The following is a 19,473-nucleotide window of genomic DNA, read 5'->3' as shown; positions in this document are numbered from 1 at the left end:
AAACGCAAGATCGGCGCGGGAGGGGTCAGCAGCCCAGGTTTACGCCTCGGGCCCGCATGAACGGGGCGGGGTCGATCTGGTTCCACATGCCCTGGTGCACCTCGAAGTGCAGGTGTGGGCCGGTGGCGTCGCCCGTGGCGCCCTCGTAGCCGATCACCTGGCCGGCTTTGACCGCCTGCCCGACGGTGACCGCGATGCGGCTCTGGTGGGCGTAGTGGGTCAGGTAGCCGTTGCCGTGGTCGATGAAGACGGAGTTACCGTACCCGTCCGCGGCGTCGCCGGCCTGGGTGACCGTGCCGGCGGCCGCGGCGTGGATGGGGGTCCCCGAGGGCAGCGCCAGGTCGATCCCGGCGTGCAGGGTGCCCCAGCGCTGGCCGTAGCAGGAGGTGACCGAGGCGCCCGGCATCGGGTCGACCCAGGCAGCCGTCGGCCGGGTGGTCTTCTTCGGCTTCGGCTTCGGCTTGGCGGTGGCCGTCTTCGTCGGTGTCGGGCTGGCGCTTGCCGTCGACGGGCTCACGGTCGGGCTGGCCGACGGAGACGCCGGCGCGCTCGACTCACGGGCCGAGCGGTCGGCCCGGCTGGCGGCCTCGGCGCGGGACTGGGCGTCGAGCGAGACGGCGGTGGGTGCCGGGCGGTCGGGGCCGGAGGTGGCTACGGCGACCCCGCCCAGGCCGAGGGCGACCAGCGCGGCCGCGCCGACCACGATGAGGCGGTTCCGCCGGCGGGCACGTCCCGGCTGCTCGACGGTGGTGTCGGGGGTGTTCTCGTTCTGGACGGGGCTGTCTTCCTGCACGGCGGACCTTCACAGTCGAGGGGCACTTGACCTCGAAATACTGGTGTCGGGCCGAGCTGGACGACCGTCCGGGACCGCGCGTCCGAACCGGGGGCGGCAGGCCGACTGACCTGCTATGCACCGGTCTGACGCGGTCCGTCCGGAAAAGTGATCATGCCGTGCCGTGCTGTCGGTCACAGTCCGTCCTGTGATCCAGCAGACATCAGCCGTGGACCGAGCCGAAAAAACCGCCCGGATCAGCAGATCCGGGCGGTCAACGGGCGGTACGCAGCGTCAGGAACCCGCTACCTCGCTGTAGATTGCCTCGACTTGCAGCTTGATGTCCACTCCGCGCTCCTGCAGGTACGGAACGGGGTCGATCGGGGCGCCCTTGACATGAAGCTCAAGGTGCAGGTGCGTGCCGTAGGCGTGGCCGGTCTGGCCCACCAGGCCAAGCTGGTCGCCGGCCTTGACCTGCTGGCCCTCCTTGACGCTGAGCGCGGAGGAGTGACCGTAGATGGCCTCGCTGCCGTCGGCGTGCTGGACGATCACCGCGTAGCCGTAGCCGCCGAACCAGCCGGCCTTGGTGACCAGGCCATCGTGGACCGCCACGTACGGGGTGCCCTCGGGGACGACCAGGTCGACGCCGGTGTGCAGCTTGCCCCACCGCATGCCGTACGGGGAGTTGAAGTCGTAGCCCTGCAGCGGCAGCATCCAGACCTCGGGCTCGGCCGCTTCCTTCGTGCGGCTGTCCCGGGAGGCGCGCTCGGCGTTGTCCGCACGGGCCGCGACGTCCTGACTGGTGATCGACGCCTGCTTGAGCTCGTCGAGCACGGTCGGGCTGACGTCCTTGGCGTCGGGCAGCGCCGACGCGCCCAGCGCGACGATGCCCGCGCCGACGAAGGCGGTGGTGACGACTGCCGCGTAACGGCTACGCGGGGGGGTGGGTACGCGGCGGCGACCGCGATATCGATCGGGCTCAGACGACAGGCGCTGGCGCACGCACACCCTCCGTTGTCGGGGTTCCGAGGCGGCCGGTGGGACGTCCGTGAAGCTCAGATGAACGTCTGCCGACCGCGTCGTCACCCGTCCATGGACCTGATGACAACCGTGGACACGTTAGCCAACCACCAGGCGACCCACAAGCCGAAGCGCCGAATTGGCGTGTCGATCTGTCCGTTTGCGTCCAAGATTGTCACGCATCGTGCCGTCGAACGGTGCCCCCGTAACCACCCGTTCGTCGCCGAGCGTGACCGATCCGGCGGAGTCGTCCGGCTTGACGCCGGGGCCCGGGCGGGACGGCCTCGATCGACGGTGCCGACGGCGGTGTCCGGGCGCGGCAGAATGTCGGACGGGTTTCCAGCCCCGATTTCCCGGGCCCGGCCGGGCGGGTTACCGTTCGTTCAGGTGAAGGCCGTGGAGCCGGTGAAAGGTGTGCGCTGATGAGCTCTCGTATTCGGGTCGTCGTCGCGAAGCCAGGTCTGGACGGCCACGACCGCGGCGCGAAGGTCGTCGCCCGCGCCCTGCGCGACGCGGGGATGGAGGTCGTCTACACCGGCCTGCACCAGACGCCCGAGCAGATCGTGGAAACGGCCATCCAGGAGGACGCCGACGCGGTGGGTCTCTCCGTACTCTCCGGTGCGCACATGACGCTCTTCCGTCGGGTGCTGGAGCTGTTGACCGAGCGCGACGCCCGGGACATCGTCGTGTTCGGTGGCGGCATCATTCCCAACGGCGACCTCCCCGAGCTGGAGAAGCTGGGCGTCGCGAAGATCTTCACGCCGGGCGCCACCACGCAGGCGATCGTGGAGTGGGTCCGGGAGAACGTCGCGCAGCCGGTCGCCTGAGACAGCGGTCCGCTGCGCCGAGCCGACCACGTCGGTCCACCGCGTCGATTGCGTCGGTCTGCTGCGCCGACCGGATCTGGGCACGGGGGAGGGGCCGGACGCACCCCTCACACGTCCGGCCCCTCTATGCACGATGCCCCGCCGCCACCCCTCGACCGACAGGGCATCGGCCGTATCCCGTCTTTGCGCTGCTCAGCGCGCCGACACCTGACTCAACGACGCCCCGACGGGCGGGTTACGGACCCCCGGCAACATCGTCCGGACGATTGACGCCGCGCACGGCGCGGCCGGAATCCGCCCCACTCGACACGGAGTTGTGCATTACCGCACACCGTGCACCCGCTCGGTTGCCGGCCGTGCCCACCTCGCTAGGCTGCCGCCAATGGCCTGTTTCAACTGATGACAGGCGTCAAACTGTTTTCTGAACGCTGGTGGCGGCGCGACGGCGCGCCGCGGAGACGGGACGGGACGCGCAATCGTGGACCTGTACGAGTACCAGGGGCGGGACCTGTTCGAGCGGCACGGCTTGCCCGTGCTGGCCGGCGGCGTCGCCACTACCCCGGAAGAGGCCCGCGCGATCGCCGAACGTCTTGGCGGCCGTGTGGTCGTCAAGGCGCAGGTAAAGGTCGGCGGCCGAGGTAAGGCCGGCGGCGTCAAGCTGGCCGAGGGCCCGGATGAGGCGGTGGCTCGGGCCACCGACATCCTCGGCATGGACATCAAGGGTCACACCGTCCACAAGGTCATGATCACGGTGACCGCGGACGTGGCCGAGGAGTACTACTTCTCGTACCTGCTCGACCGGGCGAACCGCACCTTCCTCTGCATCGCCAGCGTCGCCGGCGGCATGGACATCGAGCAGGTCGCCGCCGAGACGCCCGACAAGGTCGTCAAGGCCCCGATCGACGCCGTGAAGGGCGTGGACGAGGCCAAGGCCCGCGAGATCGTGACCGCTGCCGGCTTCCCGGCCGAGGTCGCCGACCAGGTGGTCGAGATCGCCGTCGGCCTCTGGCAGGCGTTCGTCGCCGAGGACGCCACGCTGGTCGAGGTCAACCCGCTCGCCAAGAACGGCGACGGCCGGATGCTCCTGCTCGACGCCAAGATCAGCCTGGACGAGAACGCCGCGTTCCGGCACCCGGACCACGAGGCCCTGGTCGACCAGGCTGCCGTGGACCCGCTGGAGCAGGCCGCCAAGGCCAAGGACCTCAACTACGTCAAGCTCGACGGCGAGGTCGGCATCATCGGCAACGGCGCGGGTCTGGTCATGTCGACCCTCGACGTCGTCGCGTACGCCGGTGAGCGGCACGGCAACGTCAAGCCGGCCAACTTCCTCGACATCGGCGGCGGCGCGAGCGCCGCGGTGATGGCGAACGGGCTGGAGATCGTGCTCTCCGACCCGGCCGTGAAGAGCGTCTTCGTCAACGTCTTCGGCGGCATCACCGCCTGCGACGAGGTCGCCAACGGCATCATCCAGGCGCTGGCTCTGCTGGAGCAGCGCGGCGAGCAGGTCACCAAGCCGCTCGTCGTCCGTCTCGACGGCAACAACGCCGAGGCCGGCCGGGCGATCCTGGACGGCGCGAACAACCCGCTCGTGCAGCGGGTGGACACCATGGACGGCGCGGCCGAGCGGGCCGCCGAGCTGGCAGCTGCGGGGGTCTGATCATGGCTATCTGGCTGACCAAGGACTCGAAGGTCATCGTTCAGGGGATGACCGGCTCCGAGGGCTCCAAGCACACCCGGCGGATGCTCGCCGCCGGCACCAACGTGGTGGGCGGCGTCAACCCGCGCAAGGCGGGCCAGAAGGTCGACTTCGACGGCACCGAGCTGCCGGTCTTCGCGTCCGTTGCGGACGCCATGGCCGAGACCGGGGCCGACGTCACCGTCATCTTCGTGCCGCCGCAGTTCACCAAGGCCGCCGTGGTCGAGGCGATCGACGCCGCGATCGGCCTGGCCGTGGTGATCACCGAGGGCGTGCCGGTGCACGATACCGCCGCGTTCTGGGCGTACAACCTCGCGCAGGGCGAGCGGACCCGGATCATCGGGCCGAACTGCCCCGGCATCGCCTCGCCGGGCGCCTCCAACGCCGGCATCATCCCGGCCGACATCACCGGCTCCGGCCGCATCGGCCTGGTCAGCAAGAGCGGCACGCTGACCTACCAGATGATGTACGAGCTGCGCGACATCGGCTTCTCCACCTGCGTCGGCATCGGCGGTGACCCGATCATCGGCACCACGCACATCGACGCCCTCAAGGCGTTCGAGGCCGACCCGGAGACCGACGCCATCGTGATGATCGGTGAGATCGGTGGCGACGCCGAGGAGCGGGCCGCCGAGTTCATCAAGGACAACGTCACCAAGCCGGTGGTCGGCTACATCGCCGGCTTCACCGCGCCTCCCGGCAAGACCATGGGTCACGCCGGGGCGATCATCTCCGGCTCGGCCGGTACCGCCGAGGCGAAGCAGGCGGCGCTCGAAGCCGTCGGCGTCAAGGTCGGCAAGACGCCGACCGAGACCGCGAAGCTGATGCGGGAGATCATGTCCGGCAACTGAGCCGGGACGGCAACACCGAAGGGGTCGACCGGAACCGGTCGGCCCCTTCGTCGTACCGCCGGGTCAGTCGTTGTTCCAGAACGGGTAGTTGCCGGTGAGACGCAGGATCGCGCCGCCGATGATGTTGATCACGCCGAACACGATGGCGAGGTAGCCGAGAACCGGCGACTGGCCGTTGCGCCGGGCGTCGCGCAGGGACAGGTAGCCGAAGATGATGCCGAGGATGCCGCAACAGATCAGGCCGAGGACGATGCCCAGCACGCCCCAGAGCGTGGTGCGGTCGCGTCCCCTGGCCGGCGGTGGTGGGGGCGGTGGGTATGCGGTCGTCACGGCTACCTCCGGGCGGTCGTGGGCGGCGGACCCCGGGCCGCGACCGGCGAGCGGGACCCGGTTGGCGGCGACGGCCACCCCCTCTGGCCCGACGCTAGACCCGACCGGGCGGATCCGGCCCCGGTTCGCCCAACTCGCCGCCCTCCGGGGCGGGTTAACGGACTGCCACCGCCCGCGCGACGTGCCAGAGTAGAGCGGATGCCCCCCGTCACCCCTGACCCACCCAGCCGTGCCGGCGGTGTACGCGCCGACGACCGGCCGGTCGACCGCGCCGCGCCCCGTCGGCGGGTTCCCGCGCCGCGTGCCGGTGGGTCGCCGCGTGGGCGTGCGCCGCTGGCCGTCGCCGCACTGGTGGCCGCGGTCGGGGCGGCTCTCACCTCGTACCTGCCGGTCGCCATCGTGCTCGGCCTGGTCCAGCTCGGCGCCGACTCCACCACGCTGGGCGGCACCCTGCGTACGGCGCTGGCCGGTTGGCTGGTGGGGCACGGGGTGCCGCTGCACACCGAGGCGGGCCCGTTCGGGCTCGCCCCGCTGGCGCTCACCGTGCTCGCGCTCTGGCGACTGACCCGGGCCGGCGTGCACGTGAGCCGCGCGATCGGCGCCCGCGACACCCGCTCACCGCGCCGCGCGCTGATCGCCGCCGCAGCTGTCGGTCTGGCGTACGCGCTGCTCGGCGCGCTCGCCGCGGTGCTGATCGGTGCGGGCGGGCCGCAGGTCTCCCTGGTGCGGGCGGCGGCCACGTTCGCGGTGGTCGGCACGCTCGGCGCGCTGGTCGGCGCGATCCGGATCACCGCCGTGACCCGGCTGCTCGTCACCCGGATACCCGGCCCGCTGCGCGACGGCGTACGCGCCGGGCTGGTGGCCGCGATCCTCCTGCTCGGAGCGGGCGCCGGCGCTGCCGGCCTGGCCGTGGCCATGGGCGGCGGTGACGCCGCGGACATGATCGGCGCGTACCGGACCGGGGTGGCCGGGCAGGCCGGGATCACCCTGGTCAGCATGGCGTACGCGCCGAACGCAGCGGTCTGGTCGACCAGCTATCTGCTCGGGCCGGGCTTCGCCGTCGGCGTCGACACGGCCGTACGCACCAGTGAGGTGTCGGTCGGCGCGCTGCCGGCCGTACCGTTGCTCGCTGGCCTGCCGCGCGGCCCGGTGGACGGCCTCGGCGCCCTGCTGCTCGCGGTGCCGGTGCTGGCCGGGATGGTCGCCGGCTGGTTGCTCGCCCGTCGGTTGGCCCGGTCAGCCGGGCCGGAGCGGCCGCCGCGGCGCTGGGCCGAACTGTTGGCGCCGGCGGCGCTGGCCGGGCCGGTGGCCGGCGTGCTGCTCGGCGTCGCCGCCGCGGCCTCCGGTGGGCCGCTCGGGGCGGGGCGCCTGGCGCAGCTCGGGCCGGTGGCCTGGCAGGTGGGCGCGGTGGCGGCAGGTGTCGTCGCGGTCGGCGCGCTGCTCGGCGCGGCTGCCACCCGGGTGCTCGCCCGGAGCCCGCGCGCCGCTCAGACCCCGCCGGTGCGCCCCGGAGCCTGATTGGCCGCTGCCGCTGCCGCTGCCGCTGCCGACGCTCGGCACGGCCGATGCGGGGCACGGCCGACGGTGGGGACTACCCACGGGGTGCGGAGACGGCGCGGGGCGCCCCGGACGGATCCGGAGCGCCCCGTCGGGAGCAGGGGTCTGCTCAGGGCTCGGTCGGCAGGTTGACGTTCGCCACGACGCTGATGATGAGCAGCAGGATGCCCAGGCCGACGCCGACCGCGCCGCAGATCAGGCCGGTCTTGGCCTGGCCGGCGTTGTTGGCCTGGCCCTGGGCGACCTTCTGCTTCGCGAGGTAACCGGTCACCACGCCCGCGATACCCACCGGGATGCCCAGGTAGAGGCAGCAGATCAGCGGGATCGACGCGATGCCGAGGATCATCGACACCAGGCCGAGGGTGTTGTTCTGGCCCTGCTGCTGGGGGTAACCGGCGTTCGGGTACGTCGGGGCGCCACCGTAGGGCTGCTGCTGGCCGTACGGGGCCTGCGGTGCGCCGTACGGGTCCTGCGGCTGCTGGCCGTACGGGGCGCCGGGCTGCTGACCGTACGGAGCCACCGGCGGCTGGCCGTACGGCTGGCCCGAGGTGGGCTGACCGTAGGGCTGACCCGAGGTGGGCTGCTGGCCGTACGGGGCGGCCGGCGGCGGGGCGTACGGGTCGTGCGGCGGCTGGGGCGCGGTCGGATCCTGGTTGGGCTGCTGGCCGTACGGGTCCTGACCGGGGTTGCCGGGCTGCATTCGAGAAGCTCCTTGGACTGGTTCCGTCAGTTGCTGCTGTTGTTCCCATCCATGATCGCGGTCAGACCACCTCAGGCACAGCACAGCAGCGTGACGACATACCGCGCATCACCCCCGATACTGGTTTATTTTGCTCGGCGCGCACTGTCACAGATCGGCGAACCGCCCAACCGAGGGGCATCCTGACCTGCCCGATAGGGTGGCCCGGTGACCGAGCCCGCGTCCGCCGCCCGCATCGTCGTCCTCATCTCCGGCTCCGGGAGCAACCTTCAGGCCCTGCTGGACGCCGCCGCCGATCCCGCGTACGGCGCAGAGGTCGTCGCCGTCGGCGCGGACCGCGACGGCATCGCGGGCCTGGAGCGCGCCGAGGCCGCGGGGGTGCCGACCTTCGTCGAGCGGGTCCGCGACCACGACAGCCGCCAGGACTGGGACCGCGCGCTCACCGCGCACGTCGCCAAGCACGAGCCCGACCTGGTCATCTCCGCCGGCTTCCTCAAGTTGGTCGGCCCGCACTTCCTCGCCGCCTTCGGCGACCGCTACCTGAACACCCACAACACCCTGCTGCCGGCGTTCCCCGGCATCCACGGCCCGCGCGACGCCCTCGCCTACGGCGTGAAGCTCACCGGGGCCACGCTCTTCTTCGTCGACGCCGGCATGGACACCGGGCCGATCGTGGCGCAGGTCGCGGTGCCGGTGCTCGACGACGACGACGTGGACGCGCTCACCGAGCGCATCAAGGAAGCCGAGCGGCGTCAGCTCGTCGAGCAGGTCGGCCGTCTGGTCCGCGAAGGCTGGACCATCACCGGAAGGAAGGTCACGGTTCCGTGAGTCCCACTCAGGACGGGCGCCGCCCGATTCGGCGGGCGCTGGTCAGCGTCTACGACAAGACCGGGTTGGTCGAGCTGGCCCAGGCCCTGCACGCGGCCGGTGTGGAGATCGTGTCCACCGGCAGCACGGCGGGCACCATCGCCGCCGCCGGGGTGCCGGTGACGCCGGTGGAGACGGTGACCGGGTTCCCCGAGGTGCTCGACGGCCGGGTGAAGACCCTGCACCCGAAGGTGCACGCCGGTCTCCTCGCCGACCTGCGCAAGGACACGCACGTCGCACAGCTCGACGAGCTGGGAGTGGCCGCGTTCGACCTGCTGGTCTCCAACCTCTACCCGTTCCAGGCGACAGTCGCCTCCGGAGCCGGTGTCGAGGAGTGCGTGGAGCAGATCGACATCGGTGGCCCGGCCATGGTGCGGGCCGCCGCCAAGAACCACGCCTCGGTGGCGGTGCTCACCGATCCGGCCGGCTATCCGGCGCTGCTCGGCGCGCTCGACGAGGGCGGCTTCACGCTGGCCCAGCGTCGCGCGCTCGCCGCCCGCGCGTACGCCGACATCGCCGAGTACGACGTGGCAGTCGCCCAGTGGTGCGCCCGCGAGCTGGCCCCGGCCGACGACTCCTGGCCGGCGTTCGCCGGGTCGGCGCTGCGCAAGTCGACGGTGCTGCGCTACGGGGAGAACCCGCACCAGCCGGCCGCGCTCTACACCGACCCGGACGCCCCGGCGGGGCTGGCCCAGGCCGAGCAGTTGCACGGCAAGGAGATGTCGTACAACAACTACGTCGACGCGGACGCCGCCTGGCGGGCCGCCAACGACTTCGCCGACCAGCCGGCCGTGGCGATCATCAAGCACGCCAACCCGTGCGGTATCGCGGTGGGCGTGGACGTGGCCGAGGCGCACCGCCTGGCGCACGCCTGTGACCCGGTGTCGGCGTTCGGCGGCGTGATCGCTGTCAACCGGCCGGTCTCGGTCGAGCTGGCCCGGCAGGTCGCCGACATCTTCACCGAGGTGGTGGTCGCCCCCGGCTTCGACGAGGGCGCGGTCGAGGTGTTGCAGGGCAAGAAGAACATCCGGCTGCTTCGCGCGCCGGCCTGGAGCCCGGCGAAGCTCGAGTGGCGGCCGGTGACCGGTGGCGTGCTGTCCCAGGTCGCCGACCGGGTGGACGCTCCCGGCGACGACCCGGCCAACTGGCAGTTGGCGACCGGCGAGGCCGCCGACGAGGAGCTGCTGCGCGATCTCGCGTTCGCCTGGCGGGCGGTCCGCGCGGTGAAGAGCAACGCGATCCTGCTCGCCAAGGACGGCGCCACCGTCGGTGTCGGCATGGGTCAGGTCAACCGGGTCGACTCGGCGCAGCTCGCGGTCCAGCGCGCCGGCGCCGACCGGGCGCGGGGCTCGGTGGCCGCCTCGGACGCGTTCTTCCCGTTCGCCGACGGCCCGCAGATCCTCATCGACGCAGGCGTCCGCGCCATCGTCCAGCCCGGTGGCTCGATCCGCGACGAAGAAGTCATCGAAGCGGCCAAAAAAGCCAACGTGACGATGTACCTAACGGGAACCCGCCACTTCTTCCACTGACCGCAAGACCCGTCGATCATGAAGTTGTTGCCCTGACACGCCGATGTGCAGGGCAACAACTTCATGATCAACCACCCCGGGCCGGGTGGGGGATCAGGCCGCCGGGGCTGCCGGGCGGAGTTCGGCGAAGTGGCAGGCGGACGGGTGCGGGTCGGCCGCTCTCGGGACCGTCGCCGGGTCCTCTACCGCGCAGATGTCCTGGGCCTTCCAGCAGCGGGTGCGGAAGTGGCAGCCGCTCGGCGGGTCGGCCGGGCTGGGCACGTCGCCGACCAGCCGGATCATGTTGCGCTGGTCGCGTACCTCCGGGTCCGGCACCGGCACGGCCGAGAGCAACGCCTGGGTGTACGGGTGGGTGGCGCGCTCGTAGATCTCGTCCTCGGTGCCGATCTCGACGATCCGACCGAGGTACATGACCGCCACCCGGTCGGCGATGTGCCGCACCACGGACAGGTCGTGCGCGATGAAGATGTACGACAGCCCGAACTCGTCCTGGAGCTGCTCCAGCAGGTTGATCACCTGGGCCTGGATGGAGACGTCCAGCGCGGAGACCGGTTCGTCGCAGACGATCACCTCGGGGCGCAGGGCGAGCGCGCGGGCGATGCCGATGCGCTGACGTTGGCCGCCGGAGAACTGGTGCGGGTACCGGTTGATGTGCTCCGGATTGAGCCCGACGACGTCCAGCAGCTCCTGGACCCGCTTCTGCTTGCTGCCCTTCGGCGCCGCGTCCCGGTGGATCTCGAACGGCTCACCGATGATGTCGCCGACAGTCATCCGCGGGTTCAGCGAGGTGTACGGGTCCTGCATGACCATCTGCATGTTGCGGCGCAGCCGGCGCAGCTCGCCACCGGAGGCCTTGAACAGGTCCCTGCCCTCCAGGGTGGCCCGCCCGGACGTGGGTGTCTCCAGCCGCATGAGCAGCCGGGCGAGGGTGGACTTGCCGCAGCCGGATTCGCCGACCACGCCCAGCGTCTCGCCCCGGCGCAGCTCGAAGCTCACGCCGTCGACGGCCTTGACCGCGCCGATCTGCCGCTGGAACAGCACACCCTGACTGATCGGGAAGTGCTTCACCAGGTTGTCGACGGAGAGGATGGTCTCGCCCCGGACCTTGGTGGAGCTAGCGGGCGCTGTCATCACGAACCTCCTGCGCGAAGTGGCAAGCGCTGGTCCGGCCGTCGCCGAGGACCAGGTCGTGCGGCACCACGTCCACGCAGACCTGCTGGACGTACGGGCACCGGGGGTGGAACGGGCAGCCGGAGGGGATGCGCATCAGGTTCGGTGGCAACCCCTTGATCGTCGACAGTTCCTGGCCGCGGACGTCCATCCGCGGAATCGACTCCAACAAACCCTTGGTGTACGGGTGTGCCGGCGCCTTGTAGAGGGCGCGGACGTCGGCGTGTTCGACGATCCGACCCGCGTACATGACCGCGATCCGGTCCGCGACGCCGGCGACCACACCCAGGTCGTGGGTGATCAGGATCATCGCCATGTTGAGGTCGCGGCGCAGGTCGGCCAGCAGGTCCATGATCTGGGCCTGCACGGTGACGTCGAGCGCGGTGGTGGGCTCGTCGGCGATCAGCACCTTCGGGTCCAGCGCCAGCGCCATCGCGATCATGACGCGTTGCCGCATGCCGCCGGAGAACTGGTGCGGGTAGTCGCCGATCCGCTTGGCGGCACCCGGGATCTTGACCAGGTCCATCAGCTCGACGGCCCGGCGGCGGGCGTCGCCCCGGGACATGCCGGAGCGCTGGCGCAGCGTCTCGCCGATCTGCCAGCCGACCGGGAAGACCGGGTTCAGCGCGGAGAGCGCGTCCTGGAAGATCATCGCGATCTCCTTGCCGCGGACCTGCCGGCGCTGCTCCTCGGATGCCGTGAGCAGGTCCTGACCCCGGTAGAGGATCTGGCCGGAGCGGACGAACGCGGGCGGGGTGTCCAGGATGCCCATGATCGCCTGCGCGGTGACCGACTTGCCCGAGCCGGATTCGCCGAGCACCGCGAGGGTCTCCCCGGCGTCCAGGTGGTACGACACGCCGTTGATGACCTGGGCCACGCCCTCGTTGGTCCGGAACTCGACGTGCAGGTCCTTCAGTTCCAGCAGGTGGCCGCCGTCAGGGGTGGCGGAGGCGGGCGTGGGTTCGACTGTTGCGTGGGTCATGAGGGTGTCACCGCAGCTTCGGGTCGAAGGCGTCACGGATCGCGTCGCCGAGCATGATGAACGCCAGCACGGTCAGCGCGAGGAAGGCCGACGGGACGATCAGCGGCGTCGCCGCCTCCCGCATGTGGATGCGGCCGGTGTCGATGTCCTGGCCCCACGAGATGGTCGGCGCCTTGAGGCCGATGCCCAGGAAGGAGAGCGTCGCCTCGGCGGCGATGAACGAGCCGAGCGCGATGGTCAGCACGACGATGGCCGGGGCCAGCGAGTTCGGCAGGATGTGCCGCCACATGATGCGGCCGTTGCCGGCACCGAGCATCCGGGCCGCCGCCACGTAGTCCTGCTCCTTGGCGGTGATCACCGAGGAGCGCACCACCCGGGCGGCGGTGGTCCAGCCCAGGATGGCCAGCACGAAGATCACCGCGGCGATACGCGCGTTGTCGCTCTCGCTGGACACCCGCTTGAGCAGCACGATCGCGGCCAGCAGCAGCGGGATGCCGAGCACCACGTCGATCACCCGGGAGAGCACGGCGTCGACCCAGCGGCCGAAGTACCCGGCCAGCATGCCGATGACCAGCGCGATGATGCCGGTGCCGAGCGCGGCGAGCGCGCCGACCAGCAGCGAGGCCCGCGTGCCGTAGACCGCCCGGGAGTACGTGTCGCAGCCCTGGAAGTCGTACCCGAAGATGGCCCCGCCGGACGGCCCGGCGTGCTGTCGGGACAGCAGGCAGTCGTTCGGGCTGTTGGCGGTGAACACGCCGGGGGCCAGCGCCATCAGGGTGAAGATGACGACAAGCGCCAGCGAGATCCAGAAGATCGGGTTGCGGCGCAGGTCGCGCCACGCGTCTCCGGCCAGGCTGCGGGGCTTGTTCGGGGCCCCGACCTGGTTGGGCGTGCCCGGCTCGCCCGAGGGGCCACGTCGTGCGGCCTGGTTCTCGGTGGCCGCCACAGTCTCGAAGTCACTCATGCCGGCACCTCGCTGCGCTCACTCGTGCCGCCGCCTCGCTGCGCTCGGCGCCGGCACGAGAGGCCAAGCACGCTGCGCTGATGATTCGTTCGCTGCGCTCACTCATAGCGGATCCTCGGGTCGAGTACGGCGTACAGGACGTCCACCACCAGGTTCGAGACCAGGTAGACCACGACGAGCACGCTGACGATGCCCACCACCAGGGGGCCGTCCTCGGTGCGGATGCCGCGGAAGAGGTTGAAGCCCACGCCGGGGATGTTGAAGACGCCCTCGGTGATGATCGCGCCGCTCATCAGGTTGCCCAGTTCCACACCGAGGAAGGTGACCACCGGGATGAGCGAGTTGCGCAGCACGTGGACGGTGACGATGCGGCGCTTGACCAGGCCCTTGGACCGGGCGGTCCGGACGTAGTCGGCGCGCAGGTTCTCGGCCACCGAGGTGCGGGTCAGCCGCAGCGCGGTTGCCAGCGACAGTGAGCCGAGCACGATGCCCGGCAGCAGCAGCGCGTAGAACGTCGGCTGGGAGCCGGCGGTGGGCGGGAAGAGCTGCCACTTGACGCCCAGGAAGTACTGGGCGATCGGCGCCAGCACGATGGTCGGGATGCCGAGCACGAGCAGGGTCAGCACCAGCGTCGAGTTGTCGAAGATGCTGGCCCGGCGGATGCCGGCGACCACGCCGGCGCTGACTCCGAAGATGATCGCCACGGCGAGCGCGATGAGCGCGAGCTTGAGGGTGACCGGCCAGGCCGCCTGCAGGATGTCACCGATCTGGCGGCCGGTCAGGGACTGGCCGAGGTCGCCCTGGAGCAGGCTCTTGACGTAGTCGAAGTAGCGGTAGAAGAAACCGCCGACGCCTGTCGCGTCGAGGTGGTACTTCTCCGTCAGGTAGGCCCGTTGGGCCGGCGTCACCGGGCGTTCGCCCGCGAGGGCCTGGATGGGGTCGCCCTGGCCGGCGAACATCAGCGCGTAGACGATCAGGGTGGTCCCGAAGAACGCCAGGACCATCTGCAGTAGGCGCCGCAAGATGTAGCGGAACATGCTTAGCAGTCTCTCCGGAAATGTGCGAAAGGGTCGCAGGACGGCATCTCTGGTCGTACCCGAAATATCTCCAGACGTGCCGTCCGGCCCGGGGGAGGCCGGCGCCACCGACTCCGGGCCCGCGTGCGGCCCGCGCCGGATAGCGCGGTCCGGGCCACCCGGGCGTCGCCGCCCGGATGGCCCGCAACCGTTGGTCAGCTCAGCTGGCCGCTTCGATCTTGACGAGGTTGACCCGCTGGAACAGGTCCATCTCGACGTTCTTGACCTTGGACGAGTGGCCGAACACGTTCTCGCCGAAGCGGAGCGGGATCACCGGCATGTCCTTGGCCAGGATGTCCTCCGCCTGCTGGTACTTGGCGATCGCCTCGTCCTGCGTCTTGGCGGCGGAGCCCTCCTTGACGAGCTTGTCGAACTCCGGGTTGCTGTAGCCGTAGTAGTTCGACGAGCCGTTCGTGCTGTACAGCGGGCCGAGGTAGTCCTCCATGGTCGGGTAGTCCATGACCCAACCCATCCGGAAGGCGCCCACCGGCTCCTTCTTCTCGACCTTGGTCAGCAGGTCGGCGAACTTCGGCTCGGCCACGCCGACGGCGTCGACACCCAGGTTGGCCTTGAGCTGGTTGACCGTGGCGTCGACCCAGTCCTTGTGACCGCCGTCGCCGTTGTAGGAGATGACGATCTTCGACGGGCCGCCGGCGGCCTGGTAGAGCTTCTTGGCCTCGGTCGGGTTGAACTCGCCCGCCGCGCCCGCGGTGTTCTCCCGGTAGCCCGGCAGGACCGGCGAGACGAAGGAGCGTGCCGACTGCTGCGAGCCCTTGAAGACCGACTTGGTGATCTCGTCACGGTCGATCGCCATCGAGATGGCCTTACGCACGTCCGGCTTGCTGTAGTCCTTGTCGAACGTCGGGAACGCCAGGAACTGGAACGAGGACATCGGGCTGGTCTGGTACCGGTCGCCCAGGTCGGACGGCGCGGTGCTCAGGCTCTCGGTCGGGATCGTCGGCAGCACGTCCAGGTTGTCCGCCTGGACGTCCGCGTAGGCCGCGGTGAGCTGCTGGTAGATCCGGAACTCGATGTTCTGCACCTTGGGCTTCTCGCCCGGGTACGCGTCGTAGCGCTCGACGTCGATCTTACTGTCGTGCTGCCAGGTGCCCTTCATCTTGAAGGGGCCCTGCCCGATCGGAGCCTGCTCGTAGGAGTCCTTGACCACGCCCGGCGCCGAGAACGCGGCGTCCGGCATCGGGTAGAACGCGGTGTAACCGAGCATCGTGCGGAAGTCGATGTACGGCTCGGAGAGCGTCACGGTGAAGGTCAGGTCGTCGACCTTCTTCAGCCCGGACATCTCCTTGGCCTTCGGCTCCTTGCCCTGCAGGTCCGCGTAACCAGCGATCTTCTCGAAGAAGAAGTTGCTGTCCTGACCGTTGGGGGCGTACGCGCCGTAGTTCCACGCGTTGATGTAGTCCTCGGACGTGACCTTCTCACCGTTGTGGAAGGTGTAGCCGTCCTTGAGCTTGATCGTCCAGACCTTGTTGTCGGACGAAGTCACCGACTGCGCGGCGACCTCGTACGGCTTGTTCTGGGCGTCGTAGTCGACGAGCGGGCTGAACAGGCCGGTGAGGACCTGCGCGCCGGACGTCTCGGTGGTGTTGGTGGGAACCAGGTGCTTCGGCTCGCCGATCTGGATGCTGACGGCCGAGGTGCTGCTGCCACCGGATCCACCGTCTCCGCCGCTGCCGCAGGCCGCGAGGCCCAGCGTCACCGCGAGCGGGAGGGCGGTCCAGGCGGCGAGTCTACGAACTCGCATAGAGCCTCCTCATCTCCTCACGCTGCGCAGTCAGGCCCGACGCTGGGTTTACGCTGCGCAACAAGCGGTAACGGTAGGTCGCGTACCGGCCGTCGACAACGGCAAGGTTGCGGGCGCGTAACGGTCCGAGGACGCATTCCTTGCGGGGTGCGGCCATGCGTGCTACCCCAAACCGGACGCACGTTGCTGAGCTGAGCATTCGTCCATGAGGACGGAGGGTTCTGTCGCCTCCTGCAACGGACTCGACCGCCTTCGGCGGCTTGTCCGGTCCCGGCCCGCGTCCCGGGTTCCGGCCATTTCGCGGTGACGGGTTGCACAAAGCGTCACTCACAGTGATGAGCGACACGTAACTCATCGTTACCGTTGGCGGAGTGGCGGGGGCCTCGGTGGCCGGCCACGGTGAGGTCTCCGGAACGGCAGGTGCCGGACATGAGACGATCTGGTGGTGACGGCGATGCTTCTGGACGGCAAGGCGACCGCAGCGGAGATCAAGGACGAGCTGCGGATCCGGGTGAAGGCTCTCGCGGAGCGCGGCATCACCCCCGGGCTCGGCACGGTCCTGGTCGGGGCCGACCCGGGCAGCCAGGCGTACGTCAACGGCAAGCACCGTGACTGCGCCGAGGTGGGTATCGCCTCGATCCGCCGGGAGCTGCCGGCCGACGCCACCCAGCAGCAGGTCGACGACGTCCTGGCCGAGCTGAACGCCGACCCGGCGTGCCACGGCTACATCGTCCAGCTGCCGCTGCCCGCCCACCTGGACACCCAGCGCGTGCTGGAGCTGATCGACCCGGACAAGGACGCCGACGGCCTGCACCCGGTCAACCTGGGTCGTCTCGTCCTCGGCTACGACGGCCCGCTGCCCTGCACCCCGCGCGGCATCGTCGAGCTGCTCCGCCGCCACGACGTCGCGCTGCGCGGCGCCACCGTGGCGGTCGTCGGCCGGGGCAACACCGTCGGCCGTCCGCTCGGGCTGCTGCTCACCCGTCGCAGCGAGAACGCCACGGTCACCCTGTGCCACACCGGCACCCTCGACCTCGCCTCGCACACCCGGGCCGCCGACATCGTCATCGTCGCGGCCGGCGTACCGGGGCTGCTGACCGCCGACATGATCAACCCGGGCGCGGTGGTCGTGGACGTCGGCATCACCCGGGTGATCGGCCCGGACGGCAAGGGCCGCTACACCGGCGACGTCGACCCGGAGGTGGCCGAGACGGCCGGCGCGCTCGTTCCGATGCCCGGCGGCGTCGGTCCGATGACCCGCGCCATGCTGCTGACCAACGTCGTGGAGCGCGCCGAGCGCGGCTGACGCGTCGACGGTGTCCCACGAGTGCCGTTCGCGTCTGTCCGGTCATAACTGTCCGCCCCTGGCCGGATCGGTGCCAGGATGGCTGATACGGTCCGGAAAACCGACTGGTATCAGGGAGTGGGACGACCATGGGTAAGAAGGTCACTGTCGTCGGGGCTGGCTTCTACGGCTCCACCACCGCACAGCGCCTGGCCGAGTACGACGTCTTCGACACCGTTGTGATCACCGACATCGTGGAGGGCAAGCCCGCGGGCCTCGCGCTCGACCTCAACCAGTCGCGGGCCATCGAGGGCTTCGAGACCAAGGTCGTCGGCGTGACCACCGGCCCGAACGGCGAGGGCTACGAGGCCATCGAGGGCTCCGACGTCGTCGTCATCACCGCTGGCCTGCCCCGCAAGCCGGGCATGAGCCGGATGGACCTGCTGGAGACCAACGCCAAGATCGTGCGGCAGGTCGCCGAGAACGTGGCCAAGTACGCCCCCAGCGCCGTCGTCATCGTCGTCTCCAACCCGCTTGACGAGATGACCGCCCTGGCGCAGATCGCCACCCAGTTCCCCAAGAACCGGGTGCTCGGCCAGGCCGGCATGCTCGACACCGCCCGGTTCAGCAACTTCGTCGCCGAGGCGCTCAACGTGCCGGTGGCGTCGGTGAAGACGCTGACCCTGGGCTCGCACGGCGACACCATGGTCCCGGTGCCGTCCAAGAGCACCGTCAACGGCAAGCCGCTGCGTGAGGCGATGCCGGCCGAGCAGATCGAGGAGCTGGTCGTCAAGACCCGCAACGGTGGCGCCGAGGTGGTCGCGCTGCTCAAGACCGGTTCGGCGTACTACGCCCCGTCCGCCGCGGCGGCTCGGATGGCGAAGGCCGTGGCCGAGGACTCCGGCGACGTCATGCCGGTCTGCGCCTGGGTCGACGGCGAGTACGGCATCTCCGGCGTCTACCTGGGTGTCGAGGCCGAGATCGGGGCCGAGGGTGTCCGTCGGGTCGTCGAGACCGACCTGGACGCCGACGAGCGGGCCAGCCTCCTGGCCGCCGCCGAGGCCGTCCGCGCCAAGCAGGGCGACATCTCCAGCATGTGAAACACCAGAGCAACCCGAGGGGGCGCGTCGGCTTCGCCAACGCGCCCCCTCGCCTATCCCCACCCCCCATCCCCGGTGATCAAGAGCTTTGCGTCACCACGACCGCGATCCCCGACCCAAACCTCTTGATCAACACGGCTCACCGGCCCGGCGGGGCGGGGGCGAGGGCGGGGTGGGGGTGGGGGTGAACGGGGTCGAGAGGTGGGGGGTGGCCAGGACGGTGGGGGAGTGGGTGTGCAGGACCGCCAGGCGGGAGGCGCGCGCCTCGTCGGGGTCCACCTCGTGGGCGTACGCCAGGGTGGGGTCGATCAGCTGCACCAGGTGCACCAGGAGGTCGCCGGTGAGCAGCATCCGTTCGTCGGCGACCGTCAGGAGCACCGACTGGTGGCCGGGGGTGTGCCCGGGAGTGGGCAGCAGTCGTACCGCAGGGGTCAGGGTTGTCTCGCCGTCGACCACCCGGAGCTGGCCGGCGGCGCGCAACGGCGCGAGCAGCCCGGCCGGCAGCCCCGGGTTGATCGTCTCCGCCGCCTCCAGTTCGGTGCGCTGGAGCAGGTAGCTGGCGTTCGGGAAGTACGGGCGGCCAGGTGTGCCGGTGACCGCCCAGCCGATGTGGTCGCTGTGCAGGTGGGTCAGGACGACCGTGTCGACGTCGGCCGGGTCGATGCCGGCGGCGGCCAGTTCGGCGGGCAGCCGGCCGGGCACCGGCGCCCAGCTCGCGGCGGGCGCGTCGGTCGGGCCGATCCCGGCGTCGACGAGGGTGACCGGCCCGTCGCCGGAGCGGATCGCGAAGCTGCGAAACGGTAGCCACCACCGCCCGTCGGCGGTGACCGAGGCGGGGTCGCGGCGGTCGGCCTCCTCCCACTGGGCCGCCGTGGCGTGCGGAAACGCCTCTTCGCGGGGCTGGAAGAAGGCGCCCTCGCCGTCGGTGATCGCGGTAACCGTGATAGACCCGAGGGTGCGGCTCAGTGGCATCGAGCGATGGTGT

The 19,473-nt window shown here is 70.6% G+C and carries 18 protein-coding genes; 8 read left to right on the top strand and 10 right to left on the bottom strand.

The genetic code is table 11. The features are described 5' to 3' along the window. Positions 1 to 25: 25 nt before the first annotated feature. Positions 26 to 793 carry a M23 family metallopeptidase gene (locus AB0B97_RS16505; protein WP_357494375.1) on the bottom strand — a complete coding sequence of 256 codons (768 nt, stop codon included), beginning with the start codon at positions 791 to 793 and terminating at the stop codon, positions 26 to 28. A gap of 273 nt (positions 794 to 1,066) precedes the next feature. After that, positions 1,067 to 1,774 carry a M23 family metallopeptidase gene (locus AB0B97_RS16500; RefSeq protein ID WP_234590189.1) on the bottom strand — a complete coding sequence of 236 codons (708 nt, stop codon included), beginning with the start codon at positions 1,772 to 1,774 and terminating at the stop codon, positions 1,067 to 1,069. A gap of 440 nt (positions 1,775 to 2,214) precedes the next feature. Here AB0B97_RS16500 and AB0B97_RS16495 point away from each other — a divergent pair, with 440 nt between their 5' ends. The 3 genes from AB0B97_RS16495 to sucD all read left to right on the top strand — a co-directional run bounded on the left by AB0B97_RS16495 (position 2,215) and on the right by sucD (position 5,166). Continuing rightward, complete coding sequence (locus AB0B97_RS16495; RefSeq protein ID WP_234590185.1) at positions 2,215 to 2,619, top strand: cobalamin B12-binding domain-containing protein; 405 nt, start codon at positions 2,215 to 2,217, stop codon at positions 2,617 to 2,619. A gap of 478 nt (positions 2,620 to 3,097) precedes the next feature. Further along, entirely contained in the window at positions 3,098 to 4,276 is a 1,179-nt protein-coding gene (gene sucC / locus AB0B97_RS16490; RefSeq protein ID WP_234590183.1) for an ADP-forming succinate--CoA ligase subunit beta, read from the top strand. Between the two features lie 2 nt (positions 4,277 to 4,278). Continuing rightward, positions 4,279 to 5,166, top strand: a complete 888-nt coding sequence (gene sucD, locus AB0B97_RS16485; RefSeq protein ID WP_357494372.1) for a succinate--CoA ligase subunit alpha — start codon at positions 4,279 to 4,281, stop codon at positions 5,164 to 5,166. A gap of 63 nt (positions 5,167 to 5,229) precedes the next feature. Here sucD and AB0B97_RS16480 read toward each other — a convergent pair whose 3' ends face one another. After that, a complete protein-coding gene (locus AB0B97_RS16480) occupies positions 5,230 to 5,496 on the bottom strand; it encodes a DUF4190 domain-containing protein (RefSeq protein ID WP_234590178.1) in 267 nt (88 codons plus the stop codon). Between the two features lie 198 nt (positions 5,497 to 5,694). Here AB0B97_RS16480 and AB0B97_RS16475 point away from each other — a divergent pair, with 198 nt between their 5' ends. Continuing rightward, on the top strand, positions 5,695 to 7,014 hold the full coding sequence (locus tag AB0B97_RS16475) for a DUF6350 family protein (RefSeq protein WP_357494370.1): 1,320 nt from the start codon (positions 5,695 to 5,697) through the stop codon (positions 7,012 to 7,014). A 148-nt stretch (positions 7,015 to 7,162) separates the two neighbouring features. Here the strand turns inward: AB0B97_RS16475 and AB0B97_RS16470 are convergent, their stop codons facing one another. After that, entirely contained in the window at positions 7,163 to 7,753 is a 591-nt protein-coding gene (locus AB0B97_RS16470; protein ID WP_357494368.1) for a DUF4190 domain-containing protein, read from the bottom strand. Positions 7,754 to 7,960: 207 nt separating this feature from the next. Between AB0B97_RS16470 and purN the strand changes: the two genes are divergently transcribed. Next, positions 7,961 to 8,581 carry a phosphoribosylglycinamide formyltransferase gene (gene purN, locus AB0B97_RS16465; RefSeq protein WP_357494366.1) on the top strand — a complete coding sequence of 207 codons (621 nt, stop codon included), beginning with the start codon at positions 7,961 to 7,963 and terminating at the stop codon, positions 8,579 to 8,581. Next, positions 8,578 to 10,149: a bifunctional phosphoribosylaminoimidazolecarboxamide formyltransferase/IMP cyclohydrolase gene (gene purH / locus AB0B97_RS16460; RefSeq protein WP_357494364.1), complete on the top strand. Its 1,572-nt coding sequence runs from the start codon at positions 8,578 to 8,580 to the stop codon at positions 10,147 to 10,149. The genes purN and purH overlap by 4 nt, the downstream gene beginning before the upstream one ends. Before the next feature lie 93 nt (positions 10,150 to 10,242). On the opposite strand, the gene AB0B97_RS16455 is transcribed toward purH, so the two are convergent. From AB0B97_RS16455 to AB0B97_RS16435, 5 genes are all read right to left on the bottom strand, one after another. After that, positions 10,243 to 11,280 carry a dipeptide ABC transporter ATP-binding protein gene (locus AB0B97_RS16455; protein WP_357494362.1) on the bottom strand — a complete coding sequence of 346 codons (1,038 nt, stop codon included), beginning with the start codon at positions 11,278 to 11,280 and terminating at the stop codon, positions 10,243 to 10,245. Then, positions 11,264 to 12,301 (bottom strand): ABC transporter ATP-binding protein, encoded by a 1,038-nt coding sequence (locus AB0B97_RS16450; RefSeq protein ID WP_234583899.1) that lies wholly within the window; start codon positions 12,299 to 12,301, stop codon positions 11,264 to 11,266. Before AB0B97_RS16450 ends, AB0B97_RS16455 begins: the two co-directional genes overlap by 17 nt. A gap of 7 nt (positions 12,302 to 12,308) precedes the next feature. After that, positions 12,309 to 13,265, bottom strand: a complete 957-nt coding sequence (locus tag AB0B97_RS16445) for an ABC transporter permease (protein WP_234583898.1) — start codon at positions 13,263 to 13,265, stop codon at positions 12,309 to 12,311. Between the two features lie 98 nt (positions 13,266 to 13,363). Further along, positions 13,364 to 14,302: an ABC transporter permease gene (locus tag AB0B97_RS16440; protein WP_234583897.1), complete on the bottom strand. Its 939-nt coding sequence runs from the start codon at positions 14,300 to 14,302 to the stop codon at positions 13,364 to 13,366. Positions 14,303 to 14,501: 199 nt separating this feature from the next. Continuing rightward, positions 14,502 to 16,103, bottom strand: a complete 1,602-nt coding sequence (locus AB0B97_RS16435; protein WP_234583895.1) for an ABC transporter substrate-binding protein — start codon at positions 16,101 to 16,103, stop codon at positions 14,502 to 14,504. A 445-nt stretch (positions 16,104 to 16,548) separates the two neighbouring features. On the opposite strand from AB0B97_RS16435, the gene AB0B97_RS16430 reads away from it, so the two are divergent. Both AB0B97_RS16430 and AB0B97_RS16425 read left to right on the top strand, forming a co-directional pair. After that, positions 16,549 to 17,409, top strand: coding sequence for a bifunctional methylenetetrahydrofolate dehydrogenase/methenyltetrahydrofolate cyclohydrolase (locus AB0B97_RS16430; protein ID WP_357494358.1), 861 nt, complete (start codon positions 16,549 to 16,551; stop codon positions 17,407 to 17,409). A gap of 128 nt (positions 17,410 to 17,537) precedes the next feature. After that, positions 17,538 to 18,488 carry a malate dehydrogenase gene (locus AB0B97_RS16425; protein WP_234583893.1) on the top strand — a complete coding sequence of 317 codons (951 nt, stop codon included), beginning with the start codon at positions 17,538 to 17,540 and terminating at the stop codon, positions 18,486 to 18,488. A 129-nt stretch (positions 18,489 to 18,617) separates the two neighbouring features. Here the strand turns inward: AB0B97_RS16425 and AB0B97_RS16420 are convergent, their stop codons facing one another. After that, positions 18,618 to 19,460: an MBL fold metallo-hydrolase gene (locus tag AB0B97_RS16420; protein ID WP_357494356.1), complete on the bottom strand. Its 843-nt coding sequence runs from the start codon at positions 19,458 to 19,460 to the stop codon at positions 18,618 to 18,620. Positions 19,461 to 19,473 lie beyond the last annotated feature (13 nt).

Source organism: Micromonospora sp. NPDC049004, assembly GCF_040649315.1.
Classification (GTDB): Bacteria; Actinomycetota; Actinomycetes; order Mycobacteriales; family Micromonosporaceae; genus Micromonospora.
Note: the sequence above shows the minus strand (reverse complement) of the source record. Positions and strands in the feature narration are given on the sequence as shown.